This is a genomic window from Chryseobacterium sp. MDT2-18, from assembly GCF_030815285.1.
Lineage (GTDB): Bacteria > Bacteroidota > Bacteroidia > Flavobacteriales > Weeksellaceae > Kaistella > Kaistella salivictor.
This window is the reverse complement of sequence record NZ_JAUSWQ010000010.1, coordinates 62,162-86,717: the sequence shown is the minus strand read 5'-3', so window position 1 is coordinate 86,717 and position 24,556 is coordinate 62,162. Positions and strand designations below refer to the sequence as shown.

Here is a 24,556-nt window from a genome sequence, read left to right as displayed (position 1 = left end):
CATGGCAATAGATGATATGGCTAAACAAGCCTCAGCAGGAGGAGAATCTGAAGTAAGATTTTTAACTCCACTTGACATCAATACAAAATCTGACAAAAAATACTGTAGATTCAAAAAATTCGGAATCAAACATGTAGATTATAAAGATGCAGATTTCCTTCTTCAGTTCGTTAACGAGCAAGGTAAAATTTTACCAAGAAGATATACAGGAACTTCTTTGAAATACCAAAGAAAAGTATCTGCAGCCATCAAAAGAGCAAGACATTTGGCAATGATGCCTTATGTAGCGGATCTTTTGAAATAAGACAAAATAGATAAAAGAATAAAAAAAGAAACTTAATTTGATTAAGTTTCTTTTTCAAAACTTTTGTTGCTGATTTATAAATTAATTCTAACGATTTTTTGATAAAAGAAGATTATTCTTTTTTCTAAAATTAAAAACGGACAACAACAATGGACATTATCCTAAAAAAAGACGTAGAAAACTTAGGTTTAGAGTTTGATACAGTAAGTGTAAAACCTGGTTATGCAAGAAACTTCTTGTTACCACAAGGATTAGCACTTTTGGCAACGCCGAAAAACAAAGCAGCTTTAGCAGAAACTTTAGAAGCCAGAAAAGACGAAGAAGCGAAATTGGTTGCGGCTGCAAATGCAATCGTAGATCAATTGAAAAAGACAAACATCACTATCGCCACTAAAGTGGGTACTGGTGACAAATTGTTTGGTTCAATCAACAACGCTAACCTTTCTGACGAATTATCTAAAGTAGGGGTACAGGTTGATAAAAAATACATCAAGATTCCAGGGAACAACATTAAGAGAACTGGTAAATCTACTGCAATCATCAGACTTCACAGAGAAGTGGAATACAGCTACGAATTCGAAATCGTTTCTGATGCTCCGCCAGTGGTAGAAGCTCCTAAACCAGTTGCTAAACCAAAAGCAGTGACAACAGAAGAGACTCCAGCTGAAGAAGCATAAGAGAGTTTTTGAAATAAGTAAAATCCGTTATCATTTATTTGATAGCGGATTTTTTTGGATAAATGTAATGGTCAATGGAAATCAAGCCCAAAACTTGGAGAAAGATATAAATATTTAATTTTGAAGACTGTTAACTTCTTAAATTTCTGCTGGTCTAAACGACCAATAAAGAGGAGGCAGATCTTCAATTGTTCTCCGAAATCGATATTCACCTCCTAAAACAATGATAGGGGTCAGCATACAGTCAGCATAAGGTCAGCATAAGCCAGGGGTTGGTATGGGGATGAGTACACTTTTGTTATCTGGAGAAATGGGTACAAATGGGCATAGTTTGCGGTGTTCCAATATCTTTTTAGCGCCCGCACTGAAATCCGATTGCTGGCCAAGTACTGTATTTTCAGATTATCCAAAATTTTTTGCTTAGCCCCCAAGTTTTGAAACTGATCCGAATAGTGAATAGTGAATAGTGAATAGTGAATTTATATTCATTGGTTTAAATTTTCAGTTCAAAGGTTGGAATTTTCTCTAAATTTCACCGAACTGAATTATTGGTCTTCAATGAAGTTAAGTTCAGGAAATAAATGATCCAAACCAGAAGGAAAACATTTTGAATTCTAGATTTATGCGGTGATATTTTTGGCTCTTTTGAGGAAATCCCTAATTCCCTGCTGTACTGTTTGTGTCCGGTTTGTTTATAGAATCCATTTATTCCATATGCTTTAAAAAATGCTGTATTATCAATATTTGACAATAAGATTCAAATAAAAAAAACCATAAAGATAGTCTCTTGAAGCCGGAATTAACTTTCAATATCATCTGTCGATTACTTCCATTATCTTTCGTCATTTTCATCAATCAGTTCAACACAAAAAAACTTCAGAAATAATTCTGAAGTTTTTAATTAATAGCAACTTATTTGTTTTTACAAATTTTAATATTTCCCTGCGGGTGTTTTTACATTTCCTAAAATATCCGGGAAGTAATAATCGGCAAGATGCTCAAATTCGTCTCCGCGCATAAACATATTTGCATCAACTTCGCTATACGACGATTTTCCGGCAGCGCCAATAAGCTCGTTACAGGTACGCAAAGTGTTTTTGTGGAAGTGATATACACGCTCACTCTTATCGGTTACATCTAATCCTTTAATAAGCATTTTATCCTGGGTCGCCACTCCGGTCGGACAAGTATTGGTATTACATCTCAATGCCTGAATACAGCCTAAAGCAAACATAAATCCTCTGGCGTTGTTACACATATCTGCCCCCATCGCAATGGCGCGCAGGATATCAAGTGAAGTCAATACTTTGCCACTTGCGATTACTTTCAGTTTATCTCTTACATTGAAATTGGTCAAAGTTCTATTGACAAAGATTAAAGAAGGTTCCAATGGCATTCCCACTCCATCAGAAAATTCTGGCGGTGCGGCTCCTGTTCCTCCTTCTGCTCCATCTACGGTAATAAAATCAGGATAAATTTTCAATACATTCATCTGTGCGCAAATATCTTCAAACTCTTTGGTATCACCGATACATAATTTGAAACCGACTGGTTTTCCGCCTGAAAGTTCTCTTAATTCCTGTACAAATCTCAGCAGCCCCGCCGCATCAGAAAATGCAGAATGCGATGGTGGCGAAATAATAGTCATACCCGGTTGTACGTGACGAATGGCTGCAATTTCCGGCGTATTTTTAGAACCCGGCAATACTCCACCGTGTCCTGGTTTTGCTCCTTGAGATATTTTTATCTCGATCATTTTTACGGCTGGAATCGACACATTTTTCTTGAAAATCTCTGGTGAAAATCTACCGTGGTCATCTCTACAACCGAAATATCCGGTTCCGATCTGCCAGCATAAATCACCACCTTCCAGGTGATAAGGCGAAATTCCACCTTCTCCTGTATTGTGGTAAAATCCACCTTTTTTTGCACCTCTGTTTAAAGCCATCTGCGCACGGTCACTTAATGATCCAAAACTCATGGCAGAGATATTGAAAAGTGACGCTTTGTATTTCTGAGTACACTGATCGCCGCCGACCAATACGGTAGGTAATTCCTCTGAAGGTGATTTGGCGTATATCGAATGTTTTATTCCTTCGTATTTTCTGTTATTGATCTCTAATTGTGTCCCAAAAGGCACTGTATCACTAATGTTTTTTGCTCTTCTATAGGCAGCGGAACGTTCGTTTCTTGGAAAAGGTTTTCCATCAGTTTCTCTTTCGATGAAATACTGCTGCATTTCAGGCGAAATTTCTTCGAAAAAATACCGGAAATAACCCAACACCGGAAAGTTACGAAGAATGGCATGTTTAGTCTGGAAACTGTTGTAAAGCCCCAATATATAAATACAACTAAGCAGAATCGGGATCCAATAATGAGTTTTAATTAATATAGATATTACCCATGTTACCACCAGAAGAACTAATCCCCACCTAATGAATTTTTCTCTCATTACAATTTTTTTATTTAGTGCCCCAAAAATAATAATAATAAACGGACAAAAAAAACCGCTTTCATTAATTTTGAAAACGGCTCTATTGATAGTTTCTATTTTACTTATTCCAATTGATTTTTACAGTTTTCACCTGTTCAGAATCGGTACCGATCATAATATCAAAGTCACCTGCTTCCCAATCATATTTCAAGGAATGGTTGTAGAATTTCAGTTCTTCGGGAGAGATATTAAAAGTTACTTTCTTACTTTCCCCTTTCTTTAAAAATATTTTTTGGAAACCTTTTAATTCTTTCACAGGTCTTGTAATGCTGCCCACAATATCTCTTATATAAAGCTGCACTACTTCTGCACCATCATAATTCCCAGTGTTGGTCACCGTAACTGATGCCTGGATGGTTTGATTTCCGTTTGGATTTACATTAGAAACCGCTATTTCCGAATAATTAAACTGGGTATAACTCAGCCCATAACCGAATGGATAAAGCGGCGTATTGCATTCGTCCATAAAATTGGAACGGAATCGCTCATATTCACATTTTTCTGTTTTTTCAGCACTCAAAGGTCGTCCGGTATTTTTATGATTGTAATATAATGGAACCTGACCTACACTTCTTGGGAACGTCATCGGTAATTTTCCGGAAGGATTTACTTTTCCAAAAAGAACATCTGTAATGGCATTTCCTGCTTCAGTTCCCGGAAACCAAACATTTAAAATGGCGTCTGGAATATCTTTCATATTGGTTAAAGCCAATGGTCTTCCAGTGAAAAGAACGACTACGATTGGTTTTCCTGTTTTCTTTAACTCCATTAATAAATCAACCTGGGAAACCGGAATATCAATTTCTGTTCTGGAAGAAGACTCCCCACTCATCTCTGCAGACTCTCCGATGGCAAGTACAACTACATCTGCCTGATTAGCAACTGATATTGCTTCTTTCAGCAATTCTTCTTTCGAACGGGAATCCCGGTCTGTTAGTTTTCCATGTGCAGCATAGATATTTTCGAGCTTTTCACTGTAATCGATATTGGCGCCTTTTGCTGAAAGGAATTTTACCTGTTTGCCCAAATTATCCTGCAGTCCTTTTACTAAAGAAACAGAATTAGCATGATTTGCACCAACGCTCCACGTCCCAGCCATATTAAGCGCGTTGTTCACCAGTGGACCAATGACTGCCACGGTTCCTGATTTTTTCAGCGGTAAAATCTGATTTTCATTCTTCATCAAAACCATTGACTGTGCGGCCGTATTTCTTGCAATATTTCTATTCTCTAAGCTGTACACTTCTTTGGCGGCCAATTTTGCGTCACCATATCGGTAGGGATCATCAAACAATCCTAAATCATATTTTGCTTCCAAAACTCTTCTGGCAGCGAGATCAATGGACGCTTGAGTCACTTTTCCTTCCTGCAGGGATTTCTTTAAGGTTTTCAAAAAACCTTCGCCCACCATATCCATATCGATTCCTGCATTCAGTGACATTGCAGAAACATGTTGTAAATCTCCCATGCCATGATCTACCATTTCATTAATCCCTGTATAATCAGTGACAATAAACCCATCGAAACCCCACTGATTCCGAAGCACTTCCGTTTGCAGCCATCGGTTCCCTGTGGCGGGAATTCCGTCGACTTCATTAAAAGAAGCCATTACAGAGCCTACGCCGGCTTCTACTGCCGCTTTATAAGGTGGGAAATATTCGTTAAACATTCTGAGGCGGCTCATGTCAACCGTGTTGTAATCCCTACCCGCTTCAGGAGCGCCATATAAGGCGAAATGTTTCACGCACGCCAGGATGGTATTACGATGTGATAAATCTTTACCTTGATAACCGTAAACCATTGCTTTTGCGATTTCACTTCCTAAGTACGGATCTTCGCCGGATCCTTCAGAAACCCTTCCCCATCTTGGTTCACGGGATATATCCGTCATTGGGGAAAATGTCCAGGAAATGCCATCTGCAGTGGCTTCTTTGGCGGCAACTCTGGCGGACTGCTGAATCAAATCCATATCCCAAGAGGCTGCTAACCCCAATGGGATTGGGAAATTTGTTTCATAGCCATGGATGACATCCATCCCAAAAATGAGTGGAATTTTTAAACGGCTTTTTTCAACGGCGACCTTCTGAACGGCTTTGATTTTATCAGCTCCTTTAATATTGAAAAGTCCGCCGACCAGACCGTCTTCAATTTTTTTTCCGATGTCGGAATTTTGCGCCTGGCCGGTGGTAAAATCTCCGGCACTCGGTAAATTAAGCTGACCGATTTTTTCATCTAAGGTCATTTTCGCCAAAAGATTTTCGATAAAAACTTTTTTCTTGGCTTTATACTGACTGGTCTGGAAAGACTGTACCGGTTTATTGACAATATCCTGTGCCATTACCAAAGGCGAAAGTGCCATCGCTGCCAGCAAAACTATTTTTTTCATTTTAATTAAATTTCGTTTATTTCTTTACTCTATTTTTTTGAGCGAGCATCACTCATACAACTTCGGATTAGAATGATTTTTTCTATGGTTTCAATCGTTAAAAAATTAAAAGGTGTACTTTGTTGATTTAAAATCTAATTTTTTCAGTCCTTGCTTAATTTCAGGGGCATTCATAAATAAATTCCATAGTAAACCTGTTCTGAAATTCTCGATCATGGGTGAAATGGTGCCCTGATCGATTGCCAAATATCTTGGCGTAAACCAGTCATTATAATTAATTGAAGTTGCATCGTAGGGACCAGCAGAGCCAATGAATTCTGGTTTTTCCTGATATAAAAATCTTAAAAAATCCATCGATTCTTTTGGCGTGTAAGGAAAACTGCTGAGCGCTGCGGTAGGATTAATTACCCCTGAATCATTGATGGGAGTATGCGCAGTGTAACCAACAGAACCATCATTATTTCTCGTATAACCTGCTGAAAGTCCCCAGTAATTTGGTCCGTAACCTTTCCAACCTTTTGGATTTTCGACGCAGTATTTATAATCAATTAGGACCTGATTTTTATTAAGATCAAAATAGTTGGCAACATACCGGTCAGAGAGACCAGTTGGATCTAATCCGAGATAAGAATATTGTGCCCAGAAAAGCGGACCGCCATACTCTTCAGCGCCATTATGTTTCACATACATCGGCAATCCGTACTTGGATTTATCGGTAGTGTAAGTTCCGTTTCTCGTCCATCCCTTATAATAGGTTTCCGCATCAATTGGATAGGTTGGTGAAGAGGCGGCTAAAATATAGGTTACTAAAGTTTCATCATATCCTTTTAAAGGGAAATTCATTTCCCAACCATAGGTCGGAGACCAATGCCAATAGAGCGTTTTTTCGCCACCTTTGGTGTACCAGTTCCACTCTACTCCTTTCCAAAGATCATCCATTTTCTGGGCAAGATTTTTTTCTTCCTGATTTCCGTTTTTAAAGTATTCGCGCACTGAAATAATTCCCTGAACTAAAAATGCAGTTTCTACTAAATCACCACCATTATCTTTTTTACCAAATGGAACTGTTTTTCCGGTTTCTCCATTTATCCAATGCGACCAAGCACCATGATGCCGGTCTGACTTTGCCAGAAAATCTGCCATCGTCGTTAATCGCTGCACGGCCTCCTTACGAGGAATAAATTTCCTTTCCACTCCGACTAAAATGGTCATCATTCCGAAACCTGAGCCTCCAGTAGTAATAACGTTTTTATCATTTTGAGGATATATATTATCTTCGTGATAACGCTCCCGTCCTAACCTGGAGTTGGGTTCAGCATTTTCCCAGAAATATTTTAATACATCTCTCTGTACTTGATTCATCAATGCTTCATCTGATTTGTTTATCATCTGATTTTCGGTTGCTTTAATGACTGGTTTCGTACTTTCACACGACATTAACAACACACCGGCCAATGTAGAAATAAGAATAATTTTCTTCATGAATACCTAATTAATTTCGAAATTTTTAATTTTTTAAAATCCATATCTGCTTGAATGAAAGCCCAATTTAATTAATCCCTGCTTAATATCCGGCGCATTCATAAATAATTTCCAAAGGAACTCTGACTGATGGTTTTCAATCATTGGAGAAATTGTTCCCTGATCTATTGCTAAATATCTTGGAGTAACCCAATTATAATGGACTGAATATGCATCATATGGACCTGCTACACCAACATATTTCGTATAATTTTCGTTGTACAAAAACCTTAAATAGCTTATGCTTTCTGCGGGAGTATAAGCTATATTGGAAATGGCCGCTGTAGGAGAAATCACTCCTAAATCATTGTTTGGCTGATGGGCAGAATAGCCTGTTGTCCCATCTGCGTTTCGGCTGTAACTTGCAGTTAATCCCCAATTCTTTGTACTGTAACCCGTCCAGTTTTTAGGATTTTCTATAGCATACTGATGCATTATTTTTGCATGATTTGTCGCAACATCTCCATAATTCACGTATTCATCGGAAAGTCCTCGAGGATCCAAACCAAGGAAAGAGTAGTGTGAGAAAAACATTGGTCCTACTGTTCCACTTGCTCCATTATGATTAACTATTAATGGGATTCCATATTGTGATGCGGCAGTTTTTATACTCCCATTTCTAGCCCACCCCTGTTGGTAAACTGATTTATCAATAGAATAATTGGGTGAAGCCGCCGCCAAAATATACGTAATTAAAGTTTCATCATAACCCTGTATTTTTAGATTCATCTGAAAATCGTAATTGGGCGACCAATGCCAGTACAAAACGTTTTGACCTTGTGTATACCAATTCCACTCGACACCTCTCCAGAGTTCATCAGCTTTTTTACTCAAAGCGAGTTCCTGTGCATCAGTAGAAGTTTTAAAATATTCCCGAACACAGATTAGCCCTTGAACAAGAAATGCTGTTTCAACCAGATCACCGCCATTATCCATTGTACCAAAAGGAATCACATTTCCATTGTTACCATTAATCCAATGAGGCCAGGCACCATGAAAACGGTTGGCATTCTGCAAAAAATTAAGAGAAGTTGTCAATCTGGAAACGGCTTCAGTCCGTGGAACATCACCATTTTTAATGGCTACCAGAATGGTCATTAAACCAAAACCAGAACCTCCCGCAGTAATCACTGAAGCATCTGTTCCCGGATTATCGGTATGGTAACGTTCCCGTGCTAATTTCGAATTCGCTTCTGCATAATCCCAAAAATATTTGGTAACTCCTTTTTGAGTCATTCCGATAATTTGAGGATCGGTATAAACAGCATTTATCGGAGGTTCACTACCGCCGCCGCCAATTGGTGTTCCGCCACTTTTTGGTGGAGAATCACGCGAGCATGAAACAAGCAAAAAAGCTGCAGCCAATAATTGGATTGATGTTTTCATTTAATTTTATATCAAAAGAGCCACCTCACGATGGCTCTGTTATGAGTTTATCTGTTGTCTTTTTCCAGTTTGTACAGTGCGTTTACATCTGCACTTTTCAATGGAATATTATAAATTCTAAATTCATCTAACATTCCGGCAAAACTTGTTGCCCAATCTTGCGGCGAGCCATTGTTTTGAGGAGGATTAGTATCAAACTGGTGTGTTCCTATTACCACTTTGCCATTGGTCCCAACCATTTGAATTGCACCATAACCAGGAACACCATTTGGATTATCGATGCCGCCAGGATCTTTTGCAAACCATGGCGCAGAACCTGTAACTCCCCCGGCAGGAGCAAAAGGAAAACCTGTTAGATTAGCTGCCGGTTCTCCATTGAGATAAGCACTTACCTTGCTGGTTGCCGGGTCATAAGTTACGGTAACATAAATCCATTTATTTTTGCTTCCATCGATATTCATCATCACGCTTTGCCCTCTCCAGTCCACTGCAGGTCTTCCGTTTTCCACCGAAAGTTTTAGGCGGATACGGTCTGGGTTTGCATTGTCCGGGTTATCAATAAATAAATTAATTCCACCCCAAAATTCGGTTGGGCGGACAATTGAAAAAATTCCCTGCGCTCCTTTCCCCTGACCTGGAGTTGCCGGATCTACCGAATTGGCACTTTTCATCCAAAATGAAAAAGTAAAGGCGCTAAGTCCGGTAACCGCGGGCGAAATATTTGCAACGGCATATCTTTTCTGAGAATCAGAACCGCTGTACGCTTTTCCTTTAACCCCGGAATCATATGCTACTGAAGTCCCTATAGCATTAGTTATATTATTGTATTTATCATTCAGATTGTCTTCAAAGCTAAGTTTGGTGATAAGATTGGCAGCGGCAACATCATCTGAATTTTCATATCCGCCGATGGCTGCGTACGGGACAGGAAGATTATCACGGTCAATACTGTCTTCACAACTCAGTGTAATGGCACCCATCAAAAAAGCTACCCCGATATATTTAATTAATGTTCTATTTTTCATAATCAATATTTTTTGAAAATTAATAGTTAGGATTTTGCGCAGATAATCCTTTGGCTTCAGCAATAAAAGAACTCGGCAAAGGAAATACTTCATGTTTTCCTACGACAAAAGTTTTTCCGTCTGCGGCCATCGCTGCCTTTGCCTGTCCTGTTCTTACCAAATCAAACCACCGGTCATGTTCCAGCGCTAATTCTAATCTTCTCTCCTGCCAGATTGCTGTTCTTACATCAGCTTGTGAAACTGCCGTAGAATTTGCTAATCCCGCTCTGTTTCTAACTTGATTTAAGAATGGAAGTGCGGCGGCAGTTTGACCCAATTCATTCATGGCTTCAGCTTTCATTAATAAAACCTCGGCATATCTAAGATATCTGATATTGGTGTCAGAGTAATCATCCCCTGTATAATTGGAAGAATATACTTTGTAATTGTAAAAAGGATTTTCTACTGTAGCCGGTACAACTCTGCCATCATATAAAGTTGAGTTTCTAAAAATAATCGTTGCATCTCTTCTTTTGGTATCACCCGCTGCGTTGAAGGCATCCACTAAATTTTGAGATGGTGTTGCAAAACCCCAACCCCAGCCTCCTGCACCACGTGCACCCTGGGTCTGAGAATACTGTTGAATTCCGGGTTGTTGTGGCCCCCCTTTTCCCTGGATTTCAAAAATGGATTCTTGATTATTTTCTCCTGAAATTTTATAAATATCTGCAAAGTTGGGTGTGAGTGAATAACCTGTTACCAAATTACAATTATCAATCACTTTCTGCCAATTTTTTTGATAAAGATTTACTTTCGCCAGCAGTGCGTAAGCTGCACCTTTTGAAGCGCGACCTTTGTTTGCAGCCGAGTAAGTGTTTTTATCTGGTAAGGCTCCAATTGCATCATTCAAGTCATTCATAATGAAAGCATAAACCTCTTCTTTTGATTTTCTGGTCAGCAACATTGTTCTATCGGCTTCGTTTCCCGCAACTGGAACGTGATCCACAACAGGTATACCTCCAAAAGATCTCACTAAAATAAAATAGGAGAATGCACGAAGAAATTTAGCTTCTCCTGTTAATCGATTTTTAAGATCTGCATTGGCATTGGTAAGCAGAGGAAGATAAGACAATGCCTGATTAGACCGGTTGATTGCCTGATAATGACCTTGCCATACATCTTGAAAAGAACTTCCTGTTGCAGTGAAATTCAAGGCATCTAATAAATCTTTGTCACCACCTGAGTCACCCGGTGAAGACCCTTTATCAGCTTCATCAGATGCAATGGTTGTAATGCCAACCCAGGAAAACGAACTGATATTCCAATCTAAATATTTAGCATAAATCGCAGAAACGAAACTTTCGGCACCGGTGTCATTATTGAGCAAAGACAGGTCGTCAGTAGAAATTGCTTCTGTTGGTTTTACCTCTAAAAAATCATTACGACAACTCTGACTAGAGAGTGAAAATAAAAGTAATGATGATAATATTATTATTTTCTTATTCATTTTTTTAAATTTTTAAAATTTCAAATTTACTCCTAATACAAAAGATCGCAATGTTGGATATGCATCTAACTCAACACCGGTTAATCCATAAGGATCCCCATTGGCATTAAGTTCTGGCGAGAACCCAGTAAATTTCTGCGTGATAAATGGGTTAACAGCACTCACATAGACCCGTAAAGAAGATAAATAATCAACTGGTTTAGATAAGGTATATCCTAATGCAATATTATTAATTCTAAAGAAATCACCTGATTCTAAATAATAATTTGATGCTAATGGCACTGCATTGAAAGGCGCAGGATTGGATGAACCCGTATTGGTACTGCTGTAGAAATCTGTAGCTACATTGTATTCGATATTTTCACCATCAAAACGCTGTGCTTTTTTACCATTATATACTTTAGCTCCAAATGTTCCGTAGCCATTTACAGAGAGATCAAGTTGTTTGAAAGTTACACCTAAATTGACACCGTACGTAGAAGTAGGCATATAAGAACCGAAGAATTTACGATCTGCTAAATCATCAGCACCAGTTTTTCCATTCCCGTTAGTATCAACATAAGTAAATTTACCATCGGTATCAATTCCGCTCACCTCCCATAACCAGAAACTACCTAATGGTTGCCCAACAGCAATATCACTAAGGTACTTGGTATATTGTCCGTTTGCTAAATCACCTCCTTTAATAGGATTTACATTCTCATTAGCAAGTTTGCTTAAGTTATTCTTGTTGTGTGAAAAATTTCCGCTTAGGTTATAACCCCAGTTTTCATTGATTTTATCATCCCAGCTCAGCATCAGTTCGAAACCTTTGTTGGTTACTTCACCCAAATGAGCATATCCATTTTGAGAAATTCCAGAAGTTGAAACAGGAATCATTGCTAAAATAATATTCTTGGTGATTCTGTTATAGAAATCCACGGAACCTTTTAACTTTCTGTTCACCATTTCAAAATCAAGTCCTGCACTGGATTCTTCTGTTATCTCCCAAGACAGATTAGGATCATAAATTTTATCTAAAGTTGTTCCGTTGGAAATGGCATTACCATTAAAAGCATAGTTGTAATGGTCTCCACTGGCAAAAGGCAGATAATTGGTCGGGATATTCTGGTTTCCCAGTCTTCCCCAACCGCCTCTTAATTTCAACATATTTAAGAAAGAAACGTCTTTAAGGAAAGACTCTTCAGAAACCACCCAACCTGCTCCGAAAGCAGGAAAAGTTCCCCATTTATTACCTTCGGCAAATTGTGATGAACCATCTCTTCTAATCGTCGCCGTTAATAAATACCGATTCATTAATTTATACTGTGCTCTGGCAAAATAAGAATTAGTGGTATTTTTATTTCCATTTACACTATATAAAGAGATTAGCTGATCCAGATAATTCGTTCCCGACAGATCCCAATAATTACTGTTAAGAACCATATTTTTTCGGGTAGTACTTATTGTATTTTCCCCATCGCGTACTGCTGCTTCAGTACCTATCGTAGCTTCAATATCATGAATTCCGAATTTTTTGGCATAGGTTAAGTAATTGGTTAAGCTCCAATTAAAATAATCTTTTTTCTCATTAAATAAGGTATTCACATTATCAGTCGGTTTGTAATCAGAAACTTTTCTCGTAGGATCAGCCGCTAACCAAATGCTCAACAAATCGGCATAGTTATAACTCTTGAAATTATAGTATTCACCAGAGAACTGAGATGTAAATTTAAGATCTTTCATCAGATTAAGGTCTAGTTTTAAACCTCCCTGCAGCTGCATTGATTTTTGCTTTTCATTAAATAAATTCAGCTGTGCAACCGGATTTCCAACATTATTAAAGGAGGAACCGGTCGGCGAAGCAAAACCGTTTGCTCCTACGAATGAAACGCCATACTGACCACCCGGAAAATAAACCGGCACAAGAGGCGACTGTTTATAAGCAGCAGTAAAAGCACTCAAAGGTTTTGGGGTAACATTGGTAAACGCAACTGATAATGTTTGGGTAAGCACAATACCTTTGGATACCTTAAATTCATTATTCGTTCTTATCGTACTTCTGTTATAATCAGTTCCCTGTAAAATTGCTTTTTCGTCATAATTTCCTAAACTCAAGAAATATTTCGCATTTTCCGAAGCTCCTGATAAAGATAAGTTATGTTGATTGAAGGTTCCAGTTCGGGTTATTTCTTTAAACCAATCTGTATTAACCGGTTGATCTTGGGAGAATTTGGTCATCTGCAAAGCGGTATTCGTATAAAAAGAGAACAGGTTACTACCTGCCATTTTCACTTTTTTCAACGGCATTCTTACTCCTGCCAAACCATCATATTCTACAGAAATCTTTTTACCTTTTCCGGATTTTGTCGTGATGATAATCACACCATTTGCGGCTCTATTTCCATAGATTGCAAGTGCAGAAGCATCTTTCAGGACGTCGTACGTTAAGATATCATTGGAATTGATATTATTGATATTATCAGCAAAAAGGCCATCAACTACATACAGCGGATTTCTACCACTCAGTGCCGTACCCAAACCACGAATAATAACTGATGGTGTCGAGCCTGGCAAATCAGAAGCAATTACAGTAACTCCTGCCGCTTTTCCCTGGATTGCCTGCGTCGCATTTAAAACCTTTGTTTTACTGAGTTCCTCTGCATTGATTGAGCTTATTGAAGTAGTATTATCCACTTTTTTTCTCGTTCCATAACCAATCATCACCACTTCCTCAATGAGTTGTTCTTTGATTGCGGTGTCCTTGCGAGTTTCCTGCGCGCTAACATTAACACCGAAGTATAGCGCCGCTATTAAACAAGGAAATTTTAGATTACTGTTTTTCATATTTAAAGTTTTATCTATATTTAATAAAGCCATTATCTGTTTATAACCCTATTAGTTCTAACTCTTTCAAAGTTATATAAAATTTATGCAATGTTAACGAGAATATAATTTTATTATAATTTTTGTTAATGACATTAATCATTACCCGTAATTTTTTTGGCGTATTATTTGACTACAATAAAAATACTTACTTAAGAAAATCATTATGAGAAGAAATACAATATTAGTGGCCACAATGGCCATCGCAACAATCGGAACTACGACACAGTCATGTATGGCTATAGCAACCTCAAGTGTTGGCTTAGCTGTATTAAAACAAATTTTATTAGGCGGTATTACGAAAGGTTTAAATATCTTCAGCAGTAAAGACAGTTTTTTGGGAAATCAACTCATCGAAGCCGCATTGCCACAACAGTTAAGAGATATTAATAATACTTTGCAAAAAGTAGGGTTAAATAATCTGGTTCAAAAAGAAAAAGAATATATCGCGAGCGCAGCAGCATTCACCGTTGATATTTCACGGCCAATTTTGATAAATGCCGTCAATTCTTTAACAGCAGAAGATGCCGCAAGAATCGTACAGGGAGGAAGTGGCGCCGCAACACAACTGTTACGGGAAAGAACTTCGGCACAATTGATGGCCGCGATCGCACCAAAGGTTGATGCAAAACTGAACGAGTTCGGATTAGTGCAGTCTTTGAATTCTGCATTGTCAGGAACCAATATTTTAGGAAGTATTTTCGGTGGTCAGAACAGCAATAATTTAGCGACTGGGTCAATAAGCAAATTCGCCGCTCAGCAAATGGTCAACGGGCTTTTTAATATTATTGAAAATCATGAGCAGCAAAATTCAAATACGATTCTTAATTCACTTAACGGATCGCGATAAAAAATATATTTAACTATCTTTGAAGTCCGGTTCAGTCCGGATTTTTTTTAACTAAAATAAATATAAAATGGCTAATATTATTGAAAACGAAGATCATAAAAGCCCAGAAGATTTCTACATTTCTTTAAAAGAAAAACTGGAAGCCACTCACAATTTCCCCGAAGATTATCAGTTCAAATTCATTGTTTTAAATGAAGAAAAAAAAATCACAGAAATTTACCGTGTTTTTGATGATATGAAATTTACCCTGACAACACGGGACAGCAAAAACGCAAAATATACCTCGCTCAGTATTATGGCTTTTGTCCTGGATGCTGAACATGTAATTTCCGTTTATAAAAAAGTGGGCGAAATCGAAGGAGTGATGTCCCTTTAATTAACGGTATGAACATATTAATCACAGGCGGAACAGGACTGGTCGGAAAAGCACTAGTCAAAAAACTGGAAGCGCATCAACATTCTGTAAGAATTCTAAGCCGCTCAAAAAGTAATGAGAAAAATGAATTCTACTGGAATGTTGCTAAAAAAGAAATCGACGAAAAAGCTTTTGAAAATCTCGACTGCATTATTCATCTGGCGGGCGCAAACATCAGCGAAAGATGGACTGCCGATTATAAAAAAGAAATGCATTCCAGCAGAATTGATTCTGCCAACCTGCTTTTTGATTATTGCCGGAAAAAGAAAATCCATTTAAAATCATTCATTTCTGCTTCGGGAATTAACTATTACGGAACGTTTACTTCTGACCAGATTTTAACTGAAAATTCCGGAATTGTAAAAACTGATTTTCTTACAAAACTTTGTGAAGACTGGGAAAAAGCTGCGGACCAATTCTCTGAAATTTCTGACAGAGTGGTTTGTTTGCGGACAGCCATGGTTTTATCAAAAGAAGGAGGAGCATTTCCGATGCTGAAAAAAACCGTCGATTTGAATGTGGGTTCTGCCGTGGGATCCGGTAAACAATGGATGAACTGGATTCATATCGATGATCTGGTCAATATGTATGTAACCGCTGTTGAAAATTCTGCAATCAATGGAAAATACAATGCGGTCGCTGATGAAACCATAACGAATATAGACTTCATGAAAAAACTGGCAAAAGCTTCGGACAAGTTTTTTCTTCCTTTGAACGTTCCGTCTTTTGTACTGAAAACAGTTTTCGGAGAAATGAGTTCGATTATTTTAGAAGGCAGCCGGGCAGACAACAAAAAAATCAAATCGCATGGATTTGATTTTAAATATTCACATCTCGACGATGCTTTCAAAACGTTAATTTAATTAATTCTCGATAAAGAGTTTTACATTTTCGATAGGACGGCCGATCATTGCCACCGAACCTTTAATGATTACCGGTCTTTGAATCAACTCCGGATTTTGAATCAACATCTGGATCAAATCCTCATCCGATAAATTCTGATCTTTAAACTGATCTTTATATAACTTCTCATTTGTTCTCACCAAATCCTTTACCGGACAGTGAAGTTTCTTCAAAACAGTCCGAAGCTCCATTTCGGTCAGCGGCTGACTGATGATATCAATAATTTCAAAAGGAATCCCGTTTTCATCCAGATATTCTAAGATACCGCGACTTTTCGAACAGGAATTATTATGAAGAATTTTAATCATTTTTATTTAAATTAAAAAGTTAGCGCAAAGATTTTGAAACTATTTATAACACCTCAAATGATGGTACTTCGTTTTCCCATATTAAAGAAAAATTTAAAACAATCCGTGCAACTCAGTTTCTATTCTTTGCAGAATTAAACCAAAATCTTCAGGTCTCTCCACAAAATCCAAATCATCTACTTCGATGACCAATAGTTTTCCTTCGCTATATTCCGCAATCCAACTTTCATATTTCTGATTCAGTTTTGAAAGATATTCAATCGAAATTGACGCTTCATAATCACGCCCTCTTTTGTAGATTTTCTTCACCAGATTGGGAACATCAGACTTTAAATAAATCAATAAATCAGGTGCCGAAACAAAACTTTTCATCAGATGAAAGACGGAGGAATAATTGGCGAAATCACGGTCAGTCAACAATTCCATGTCATTTAGATTTTCAGCAAAAATGTGTGCATCTTCATAAATCGTACGGTCCTGAATGACGCTTTTTCCGCTGTCCCGAATTTCTTTTACCTGGCGGAATCTACTTCCCAAAAAATAAATTTGTAAGGCAAAACTCCATTTGCTCATATCGGCATAAAAATCCTCCAAATAAGGATTATGATCTACATCTTCAAATTGCGCTTCCCAACCGTAATGTTTTGATAACATAGTGGTTAAAGTCGTTTTTCCCGCGCCGATATTTCCTGTAACAGCAATGTGCATTTCTAAATTTTATTTAATGAATCAGTAATTTATATTCGAAAAAAAGTCGTTGAATTAAACACTTAATAAATTTCTGTTATTCAACTGAAAGAAAACTGCTATTTAATTCCGACCTCTTTTTCGAGGGGGTAAAGATAAAGTTTGTTCCCTTTGATAACAAAATAAGAAGCAGAGTTTTTATCCACAATTTGCGAATTGTCAGCCTTAAAAACCGTTTTCAAAGCGTGCTCTTCTATTTTATAGATGGCGGTTTTGGAAACAACAAAGATCCGGTCATTTTCGCGTCGAAGTTTCCGGCCATTTTCCAGCTCAAAATCAGCTGTTTTCTCTGATTTGAAATTATAAACCGACAGATGATCACCAAATAAGAAATAAACCTTTTTTTCGAAAATTAAAAGATCGGCGACATTTTCAAAATTAAAATCAAATGAAAAGGTATTGATGATACGGTCGTCCCGGAAATTGTACTGGATCAGCCGTTTCGTACTTTCATCTAACAGCCACACCTGCTGCAGATCTTCGACATAAGCGGTTTTTATAAAACCAAATTTCTGCCGCAAATTAATGGTTTGAATCTGATTTAAATTTTGGTCGAAAAACTTTAATTCCTGTGCATTTTCAGAAAACGAGGGAATATTTAAAGGATTCTGCACCGACTGAATCCGAAACGGCAAAGTCAACATCAGTTTCGCTTTTTGGTTTCCCAGTGAATCGTATTTGGTAAAACTGAAATCTTTGTTTTGGTACAGATAAATATTTCCGTAATCATCTGCAAAAAGATCCTTGGCGGTGCTTACTCTTAAAGTATCAAACGGCAGCGTTTTCTGCGCAGTGAGTGAACAAAATAACAACAGGCATACAATTTCACCAATCTTCAGCATTCATTTATTTTATCGAAACCTCATAAATCTTAGACCATAATTTTCCGGTAACCAACATATGATCACCTTTGAACGCGATACCGTTTAATACATCGTTGGTTGCATCTTTGGTATTCAGTTTTGCGATTTCGGTAAAATCGAATTTGCCAACCACTTCCCCGTTTGCGGGATTTATTTTAAGGATAATGGGTTTCTGCCAAACATTGGCGTAAATGAATCCTTTGTGATATTCCAATTCATTGATCTGATCATAGGCTTCTGTATTTCCTGCGACAGAAATATACCGCACCATTTTTGATGGATCAGAAACACTCAGAAAATAAATATTTTTTGTTCCGTCGGAAGCGATCAGATTTTTGCCGTCGTAAGTCAAGCCCCAACCCTCTCCCATCACGTTGGGATAAAGAAATTCACTTATTAATTTCAGGGAATTTTTATCGTACACAAATCCTTTCTTATTTCTCCAGGTCAACTGGTAAATTTTATCGCCAACAATCGCACAACCTTCCGAGAAAACGTCATCCGCCTGCGCAGTCTGTACAATTGGAGTGGTTGTTCCCAAAGTATATTTCCAGATTCTGGATTCGCCCATTTGCCCGTCCGATTCATAGATCGTACTGCCCTCGATTTGGAAACCCTGCGTAAAACTTTTGGGATCGTGTGGGTATTCTTTTATAATTTCGTAAGATAATTTTGTTTCCGGGTTTTTAGCAAAAACATTAATGGTTGCATCCTGATTTAAAATCTCACCGCCTTTTTTCTTTATATTAAAAGTAACCTGATTATCTCCTAAAGTAAAATATGCGGGATCAACTACCAGCTTTGAGGTTTCTTTGTCACCAAAACTAATCGAGATACTTTCAGCATTATCGGTAACCTCTTTCGGAAGCTCTAAATGATCACCAAAATGATATCCTTTGCTTTCCATCGAAAGATTATAGTCATTTAAAGTATTGAGGATTTCCTTGTCTTTATTACAGGAAACAAGAAAAACCAAAGCAAAAACGGTGGAAATAATTCTAATCTTCATTCAAAAATTTTTTCAAAAATACTGAATTTTACTTACACATAACGTTCCAAAGATTCCCCAAACAAAATAATAATTATATTTGCTCCACTTATTTCTTTAAAAATGAAAAAAACTCTTGCCCTTCTTATTTTTACCTCTGCGGTTTTTTCTGCACAGCAATTCACAAAACAAGATTCGTTAAAAGGCTCTAATACCGAATTCAGGAATTTCTGGGATGTCAAAAAGTATGAAATTTCTGTGGAACCCAAGTTCGCAGATCAGTCGGTTTCCGGTACCAACAAAATTACTTTTGAAATTTTAAAAGACATTAAAAATCCTGTATTTCAAATTGATCTGCAGCAGCCGATGAATTATAAAATCATCGGTTCTGACGCCAAATCATATTCTTCAAAAAGAGAAGGTGATTTTGTTTTCATTACGGCGAAGAAAAATTATAAAAAAGGTGAAACGCATTCTTTCACCATACAGTTTTCCGGAAATCCTGTTATTGCCAAAAATGCGCCTTGGGACGGTGGCTGGGTTTTCAGGAAAGATGCCCACGGAAATCCGTGGATGTCGGTGGCGCAGGAAGGAATCGGCGCTTCGGTATGGCTGCCCTCAAAAGACCTCTGGAGTGACGAACCCGACAATGGAATGATTATGAAAATCATTACCCCAAAAGATTTGGTTGGTGTAGGGAATGGAAGATTGATTGCCCAAAAATCTAAAAAAGACAAAAAGGTTTATACGTGGGAAGTTAAGAATCCAATCAATCTTTATTCTATCGTTCCTAATGTTGGGAAATACGTCAATTTTAAAGAAACGTATGCGGGCGAAAAAGGTGCGCTTGATTTGGATTACTGGGTTTTGGACTATAATCTGGAGAAAGCCGAAAAGCAGTTCCAACAGGTTAAGCCGATGATGAAAGCCTTTGAACACTGGTTCGGACCTTATCCTTTCTACGAAGATTCTTATAAACTGATAGAAACGCCGTATCTTGGGATGGAACATCAAAGCGGAGTCGGATATGGAAATAATTACGAAAACGGTTATTTAGGCCGTGACTTATCAGGAACCGGAGTTGGGTTAAACTGGGATTTCATCATCATTCATGAAAGCGGTCACGAATGGTTTGCCAATAATATCACCGCAAAAGACAAGGCAGACATGTGGGTTCATGAAGGTTTCACCAACTATTCGGAAACCTTGTTTGTAGAGGATTTTATGGGCAAAGCAGCAGCTGAAAAATACGTGGTCGGAATCCGTAAAAACATTAGAAATGACGAACCGATTATTGGTCCTTACGGAGTTGCAAAATCAGGAAGCGGTGATATGTATTACAAAGGATCCAATATGATTCATACGATTCGCCAAGTCATTAATAATGATGAAAAATTCAGAGAAATACTGCGTGGTTTGAATACAGATTTCTATCATCAAACCGTTACTTCGAAACAGGTTGAAGATTATATTTCTACAAAATCAGGGATTGATTTCTCTACTGTATTTGACCAATATTTAAGAACGACCAAAATTCCGACTTTAGAATATTCACAAACCGGAAATACTTTAAAATACCGCTATACGCAGATTGTAAAGGATTTAAAATTGCCGCTCAGAATTAACGGTAACCAGGAAATCAATCCGACTGAAAATTGGCAAACGGTGGCATTATCGTCCGCAGATCCTGTAAAATTTGATGAGAATTATTACATTTATTATTCTCAGCAAAAATAAACGGTATAAAAAATACACCTCGTTTTATAAAATAAAAAATGCCGCTTCTTCTGGAAACGGCATTTTTTTCTTTTGGTAAAACAAACAAAAACTAAGAATTTCTCATGGTAATTCTGAACGTTGTTCCCACGCCAATTTCGGTTTGTGCAATTTTGATATCGCCACGGTGGTATTCTTTAATGACTCTTTTTGCTAAAGACAAACCAAGTCCCCATCCTCTTTTTTTAGTGGAATAACCTGCTTTGAAAGCATTTCTTGCTTGGGCTCTTGTCATTCCTGAGCCAGAATCTTTAATATCGATCACAATGTTTTTGCTTTTTTCGTAGAGTTCGATTTCAAGGCGGCCTTCTCCTCTCATCGCATCGACGGCGTTTTTAACAATATTTTCAATCACCCAGCTCAGCAGAATTCTGCTGTGTGGAATCAGGATCTGTTCTTTTGGCAAGATCAGCATAAAACTTACTTTCCGCGAAATTCTCGATTTCAGATAATCGTAATTCTGTTGAATTGTTTCATTGATATTCAAATCATTAAGCTCGGGAACGGAACCGATTTTCGAAAACCTTTCCGAAATTGTTTTGAGCCGGTTGATGTCATTTTCGATTTCTTTTACGCCTTCACTGTTTTCATTTTCCATGCGCAGGATTTCGATCCAACCGATCATTGATGAAAGCGGCGTTCCGATCTGATGCGCAGTTTCCTTTGCCAAACCAGCCCACACGTAACCTTCATCGGTTTTCTTGATCGTCCGCAGAAACCAGAAAGAAAAGAAAATATAAGCCAAAATAAGCAGTCCTAAAATATAGGGAGAATACCGTAAATTATTTAACAAATTGGAATTGGTGTAATAAACATATTGATTATTCCCATCCGGCATCTGCAGTTCAATAGGACTGTATGAACCCGCCATTTTATTGATCAAAGCCTGCATTTTCTGAGGATCATTCTGAATCTCTTCCGGGATATTTCTTTGAAAATCAATACCCAGTGGCTTTTTATTTTTATCGGTAACAATTACAGGAATTGTATTATTGGTTTTATTAATCTGCAGAATCAAATCCAAAGTCATGGGATCTTCGATGATTTCATTCTGCTGATATTTGATCGTGGTCGCAAAAAGTTCAATCCTTTTGATTTCCTCTTTCCGCAAATAATTAATCAGAACAACAGAAGCCACTACCACGCCGGCAACGGCCGATGTAAGCAAAATATAAATAATCCAGTTATTGAGTTTCGAAAAAATTCCGCGTCTCTTCATTGCACGAAAATACAACTATTTTAAAACGTTCAGCACCTGCAATAATGCGTCGCTGACATTGCCGCCCTGATAATTATTAATAATGACTGCGAAAACATATTTTTTTCCGTTTTTCGAAGTATGGTAGCCGGCAAATGATTTGGTGTCTTTCATGGTTCCACTTTTCAATTTCATGCCATTTCCCTGAGTCGGAAATCCTTCATAAAATTCATTAAACCAAGGTTGTTTTTTGCTGTAAAGCAACGACTGCACTTCTGCTTTTGCCGAAACGTAGTTTTGCGGAGAAAGTCCACTGCCGTCTGCAAAATTGATCATGGCCGGATTAATTCCTTTCGATTTCCAGAAATCTTTCAGGTAGGAAATTCCTGCATCAAAGCTTCCTTCATTTTTCTTTTCTTTTCCTAACGTTTTAATTAAAGTTTCCCCATAAAAATTGATGCTTTTCCGCATAAACCAAAAGATAATTTTATCTAAAGTCGGCGACTTATATTCAAGCAAAAGATTATTCTTGGGAACGGCAGTTATTTTCTCCCCATCAATTCTCTGTTGAGAGGCAGAAGTCACTTTTCCGTTAAATTCAATTCCGGATTCTTTCAGCCAACTTTTTATTTCCTGTCCTAAAGTTAAAGGAGGATTTGGAGTTGCTCCGGAAACCGTAATCCCTTTAGAAGGCAAAATTCCGTTAATATAAGCTACGTTCGAATGAGGCGCAGTATAAATTAAACTTTGGTCAGAAGTTCCGCCTGTTTCAATATCATTCACCCATTTCACATTGGTTAAATCGACATTTAATTTTTTGATTTCGCCGCCGAGTATCTGCATATCGAACTGATTTTCGCGCCAATTGATTCCCCAAACTCCTGCTCCGTAATAATTCCCAAGGTCATTCCAGGGCCAACCGCCGGGAGTCGCGAGAAAATCGAAATAGGAATCGTCAATAATCAAATCACCGGAAATTTCGGAAATCCCTTTTTCCCTTAAAGACTGAATTAATTTTTGTTTAAAATTTTCTGGTTTATATCCATCATATCGCCAACTTCCCAAAGTGGGATCACCGGTTGAAGTAATGAAAAGATCGCCCGCTAAAAAGCCTGAAGAAATCGTCCCGGAATAATAGGCTCTGGTGACATATTGAAAATCTTTGCCTAAAGTTTCTAAAGCTGCAGCGGCCGTAAATATCTTTTGCGTAGAAGCGCTGGAAAGTCCCGTATTACCGTTGTTTTCATACACCAAATTACCGCCATCGTCCGCCACATATATTGAAACAATTGAGGAATATGCAGAGGCAGAAGCTAATAATTTCTTGGTTGCAGCATCTAAATTATGTGAAATATTCTGTGTAAAACAAAACTGAGAAATCAATAGAACAAAAGGGATCAGCTTCTTCATTTTTACTTTTTTTGTGCTCAAATATAAAGAATTATATTTTTTAATAGTTAAATATATTAACAATATATCCTTTCGTTTTCAATTAATACATAATAACTATCGTTTTTACTTGTATTTTTCGCATTAAATATGTAAACTTTGTATTGTAAATTTAAAATTTAGAATAATGGCATCAATCATCACAGGCTTATTTGAAAGCCAAAGTCAGTCTCACCAAATTGGTCAGGACTTGGAAAATGCAGGTATTCAGAATCAGGATTACATTCTATATTTGCATGAAGAGAAAATTCATAAAAAAGTAAAAACCTCTATCTGGCAATATTTTTTTAAAGACAAAACCGAACTTGAAGACGACAGTTTGGTGGTCAGTGTAAAAGTAAAAGATCCGGAACAAATCGAAAAGGTAAATGAAGTCTTTTCAAAAAACAACTGCATTCATCAAAACTATTTTGAACATATAAAATTTCGCGATGCAAAATCTTTAGATATTCTAAAAAAAATAGTGGCGTTACGTGCAAAAGCAGAGATCTTCAATGCACCGAGCCTTAATTACCGCGGTCAATCTGAAGGAATCAATGCTGAAGTCAATTTTGGAAATTCCACAGAATCATAATTTTGTTCATGTATTTTAGCATTTTTTTCTGCGGATCTATTGTAAATTAAAAAGCCAGCGAATTTTTCGCGAACCATATTTAAACCTCATATTACAACTATTTAACAGATTTAACCGGGAGCCTTTCAAAATTTGAAAGGTTCTTTATTGTTTAAAGATCAGTTGACTACCTCATTTTAAACCTTCCCTTTCCGTAAAATCACTTTTCTCTAAAGAAAAATCTCTGTACTTTTTGAGGCTTGCATTCTCAGACACCCGTTGTTTATAATCACTCCGGATATGATTTCCGGATGTCCAGGCTTCATTCTAAACCCAGTTCCTTTCTATACATTTTTTGGGTT

General features: G+C 37.5%; 20 protein-coding genes. 7 read left to right on the top strand and 13 right to left on the bottom strand.

The features are described from left to right. The first annotated feature begins 1 nt into the window (after position 1). Positions 2 to 304, top strand: a complete 303-nt coding sequence (gene rpsR / locus QF004_RS10920) for a 30S ribosomal protein S18 (protein ID WP_133440260.1) — start codon at positions 2 to 4, stop codon at positions 302 to 304. A gap of 149 nt (positions 305 to 453) precedes the next feature. After that, positions 454 to 981, top strand: coding sequence for a 50S ribosomal protein L9 (rplI, locus tag QF004_RS10915; protein WP_133440259.1), 528 nt, complete (start codon positions 454 to 456; stop codon positions 979 to 981). A gap of 931 nt (positions 982 to 1,912) precedes the next feature. Here rplI and QF004_RS10910 read toward each other — a convergent pair. The 7 genes from QF004_RS10910 to QF004_RS10880 form a co-directional block, all read right to left on the bottom strand. Further along, the gene (locus tag QF004_RS10910; RefSeq protein WP_133440258.1) at positions 1,913 to 3,433 is read right to left on the bottom strand and encodes an FMN-binding glutamate synthase family protein; all 1,521 of its coding nucleotides are present in this window, start codon (positions 3,431 to 3,433) and stop codon (positions 1,913 to 1,915) included. 100 nt (positions 3,434 to 3,533) lie between these two features. After that, complete coding sequence (gene bglX / locus QF004_RS10905) at positions 3,534 to 5,861, bottom strand: beta-glucosidase BglX (RefSeq protein WP_307426160.1); 2,328 nt, start codon at positions 5,859 to 5,861, stop codon at positions 3,534 to 3,536. A 105-nt stretch (positions 5,862 to 5,966) separates the two neighbouring features. Next, the gene (locus QF004_RS10900; RefSeq protein WP_373456901.1) at positions 5,967 to 7,343 is read right to left on the bottom strand and encodes a glucoamylase family protein; all 1,377 of its coding nucleotides are present in this window, start codon (positions 7,341 to 7,343) and stop codon (positions 5,967 to 5,969) included. Positions 7,344 to 7,376: 33 nt separating this feature from the next. Continuing rightward, positions 7,377 to 8,768 (bottom strand): glucoamylase family protein, encoded by a 1,392-nt coding sequence (locus QF004_RS10895; RefSeq protein WP_307426157.1) that lies wholly within the window; start codon positions 8,766 to 8,768, stop codon positions 7,377 to 7,379. A 47-nt stretch (positions 8,769 to 8,815) separates the two neighbouring features. After that, positions 8,816 to 9,793 (bottom strand): LamG-like jellyroll fold domain-containing protein, encoded by a 978-nt coding sequence (locus QF004_RS10890; RefSeq protein ID WP_307426154.1) that lies wholly within the window; start codon positions 9,791 to 9,793, stop codon positions 8,816 to 8,818. Between the two features lie 19 nt (positions 9,794 to 9,812). Continuing rightward, complete coding sequence (locus QF004_RS10885) at positions 9,813 to 11,279, bottom strand: RagB/SusD family nutrient uptake outer membrane protein (protein ID WP_307426152.1); 1,467 nt, start codon at positions 11,277 to 11,279, stop codon at positions 9,813 to 9,815. A 12-nt stretch (positions 11,280 to 11,291) separates the two neighbouring features. Next, on the bottom strand, positions 11,292 to 14,105 hold the full coding sequence (locus tag QF004_RS10880; RefSeq protein WP_307426149.1) for a SusC/RagA family TonB-linked outer membrane protein: 2,814 nt from the start codon (positions 14,103 to 14,105) through the stop codon (positions 11,292 to 11,294). A 205-nt stretch (positions 14,106 to 14,310) separates the two neighbouring features. Here QF004_RS10880 and QF004_RS10875 point away from each other — a divergent pair, with 205 nt between their 5' ends. The 3 genes from QF004_RS10875 (at position 14,311) to QF004_RS10865 (ending at position 16,272) form a co-directional block, all read left to right on the top strand. Next, positions 14,311 to 14,994, top strand: coding sequence for a DUF4197 family protein (locus QF004_RS10875; RefSeq protein ID WP_133440251.1), 684 nt, complete (start codon positions 14,311 to 14,313; stop codon positions 14,992 to 14,994). A 67-nt stretch (positions 14,995 to 15,061) separates the two neighbouring features. Further along, on the top strand, positions 15,062 to 15,370 hold the full coding sequence (locus tag QF004_RS10870; protein ID WP_133440250.1) for a DUF493 family protein: 309 nt from the start codon (positions 15,062 to 15,064) through the stop codon (positions 15,368 to 15,370). Positions 15,371 to 15,378: 8 nt separating this feature from the next. Next, positions 15,379 to 16,272, top strand: a complete 894-nt coding sequence (locus QF004_RS10865; protein WP_133440249.1) for a TIGR01777 family oxidoreductase — start codon at positions 15,379 to 15,381, stop codon at positions 16,270 to 16,272. Here the strand turns inward: QF004_RS10865 and QF004_RS10860 are convergent, their stop codons facing one another. The 4 genes from QF004_RS10860 to QF004_RS10845 all read right to left on the bottom strand — a co-directional run bounded on the left by QF004_RS10860 (position 16,273) and on the right by QF004_RS10845 (position 19,239). Further along, the gene (locus tag QF004_RS10860; RefSeq protein WP_133440248.1) at positions 16,273 to 16,620 is read right to left on the bottom strand and encodes an arsenate reductase family protein; all 348 of its coding nucleotides are present in this window, start codon (positions 16,618 to 16,620) and stop codon (positions 16,273 to 16,275) included. Positions 16,621 to 16,713: 93 nt separating this feature from the next. Beyond that, the gene (locus tag QF004_RS10855; protein ID WP_133440247.1) at positions 16,714 to 17,328 is read right to left on the bottom strand and encodes a deoxynucleoside kinase; all 615 of its coding nucleotides are present in this window, start codon (positions 17,326 to 17,328) and stop codon (positions 16,714 to 16,716) included. A 98-nt stretch (positions 17,329 to 17,426) separates the two neighbouring features. Then, positions 17,427 to 18,209, bottom strand: coding sequence for a hypothetical protein (locus QF004_RS10850; RefSeq protein ID WP_307426136.1), 783 nt, complete (start codon positions 18,207 to 18,209; stop codon positions 17,427 to 17,429). 4 nt (positions 18,210 to 18,213) lie between these two features. Continuing rightward, positions 18,214 to 19,239 carry a glutaminyl-peptide cyclotransferase gene (locus QF004_RS10845; protein WP_133440246.1) on the bottom strand — a complete coding sequence of 342 codons (1,026 nt, stop codon included), beginning with the start codon at positions 19,237 to 19,239 and terminating at the stop codon, positions 18,214 to 18,216. A 102-nt stretch (positions 19,240 to 19,341) separates the two neighbouring features. On the opposite strand from QF004_RS10845, the gene QF004_RS10840 reads away from it, so the two are divergent. Then, positions 19,342 to 20,955 carry a M1 family metallopeptidase gene (locus tag QF004_RS10840; RefSeq protein ID WP_133440245.1) on the top strand — a complete coding sequence of 538 codons (1,614 nt, stop codon included), beginning with the start codon at positions 19,342 to 19,344 and terminating at the stop codon, positions 20,953 to 20,955. Positions 20,956 to 21,046: 91 nt separating this feature from the next. Here QF004_RS10840 and QF004_RS10835 read toward each other — a convergent pair whose 3' ends face one another. Both QF004_RS10835 and dacB read right to left on the bottom strand, forming a co-directional pair. Continuing rightward, positions 21,047 to 22,213 carry a HAMP domain-containing sensor histidine kinase gene (locus tag QF004_RS10835; RefSeq protein ID WP_133440244.1) on the bottom strand — a complete coding sequence of 389 codons (1,167 nt, stop codon included), beginning with the start codon at positions 22,211 to 22,213 and terminating at the stop codon, positions 21,047 to 21,049. Between the two features lie 15 nt (positions 22,214 to 22,228). Continuing rightward, on the bottom strand, positions 22,229 to 23,602 hold the full coding sequence (dacB, locus tag QF004_RS10830; protein ID WP_307426135.1) for a D-alanyl-D-alanine carboxypeptidase/D-alanyl-D-alanine-endopeptidase: 1,374 nt from the start codon (positions 23,600 to 23,602) through the stop codon (positions 22,229 to 22,231). A gap of 166 nt (positions 23,603 to 23,768) precedes the next feature. Between dacB and QF004_RS10825 the strand changes: the two genes are divergently transcribed. Continuing rightward, the gene (locus QF004_RS10825; protein ID WP_307426132.1) at positions 23,769 to 24,215 is read left to right on the top strand and encodes a hypothetical protein; all 447 of its coding nucleotides are present in this window, start codon (positions 23,769 to 23,771) and stop codon (positions 24,213 to 24,215) included. The last annotated feature ends 341 nt before the right edge of the window (positions 24,216 to 24,556 follow it).

Coding starts and splice junctions, on each gene's coding strand:
- QF004_RS10880 (WP_307426149.1), bottom strand. CDS start 14,105: ATGAAAAACAGTAATCTAAAATTTCCTTGTTTAATAGCGGCGCTATAC.
- QF004_RS10825 (WP_307426132.1), top strand. CDS start 23,769: ATGGCATCAATCATCACAGGCTTATTTGAAAGCCAAAGTCAGTCTCAC.
- QF004_RS10890 (WP_307426154.1), bottom strand. CDS start 9,793: ATGAAAAATAGAACATTAATTAAATATATCGGGGTAGCTTTTTTGATG.
- rplI (WP_133440259.1), top strand. CDS start 454: ATGGACATTATCCTAAAAAAAGACGTAGAAAACTTAGGTTTAGAGTTT.
- QF004_RS10885 (WP_307426152.1), bottom strand. CDS start 11,279: ATGAATAAGAAAATAATAATATTATCATCATTACTTTTATTTTCACTC.
- dacB (WP_307426135.1), bottom strand. CDS start 23,602: ATGAAGAAGCTGATCCCTTTTGTTCTATTGATTTCTCAGTTTTGTTTT.
- QF004_RS10870 (WP_133440250.1), top strand. CDS start 15,062: ATGGCTAATATTATTGAAAACGAAGATCATAAAAGCCCAGAAGATTTC.
- bglX (WP_307426160.1), bottom strand. CDS start 5,861: ATGAAAAAAATAGTTTTGCTGGCAGCGATGGCACTTTCGCCTTTGGTA.
- QF004_RS10855 (WP_133440247.1), bottom strand. CDS start 17,328: ATGCACATTGCTGTTACAGGAAATATCGGCGCGGGAAAAACGACTTTA.
- QF004_RS10895 (WP_307426157.1), bottom strand. CDS start 8,768: ATGAAAACATCAATCCAATTATTGGCTGCAGCTTTTTTGCTTGTTTCA.
- QF004_RS10835 (WP_133440244.1), bottom strand. CDS start 22,213: ATGAAGAGACGCGGAATTTTTTCGAAACTCAATAACTGGATTATTTAT.
- QF004_RS10910 (WP_133440258.1), bottom strand. CDS start 3,433: ATGAGAGAAAAATTCATTAGGTGGGGATTAGTTCTTCTGGTGGTAACA.
- QF004_RS10860 (WP_133440248.1), bottom strand. CDS start 16,620: ATGATTAAAATTCTTCATAATAATTCCTGTTCGAAAAGTCGCGGTATC.
- QF004_RS10875 (WP_133440251.1), top strand. CDS start 14,311: ATGAGAAGAAATACAATATTAGTGGCCACAATGGCCATCGCAACAATC.
- rpsR (WP_133440260.1), top strand. CDS start 2: ATGGCAATAGATGATATGGCTAAACAAGCCTCAGCAGGAGGAGAATCT.
- QF004_RS10845 (WP_133440246.1), bottom strand. CDS start 19,239: ATGAAGATTAGAATTATTTCCACCGTTTTTGCTTTGGTTTTTCTTGTT.
- QF004_RS10900 (WP_373456901.1), bottom strand. CDS start 7,343: ATGAAGAAAATTATTCTTATTTCTACATTGGCCGGTGTGTTGTTAATG.
- QF004_RS10850 (WP_307426136.1), bottom strand. CDS start 18,209: ATGCTGAAGATTGGTGAAATTGTATGCCTGTTGTTATTTTGTTCACTC.
- QF004_RS10865 (WP_133440249.1), top strand. CDS start 15,379: ATGAACATATTAATCACAGGCGGAACAGGACTGGTCGGAAAAGCACTA.
- QF004_RS10840 (WP_133440245.1), top strand. CDS start 19,342: ATGAAAAAAACTCTTGCCCTTCTTATTTTTACCTCTGCGGTTTTTTCT.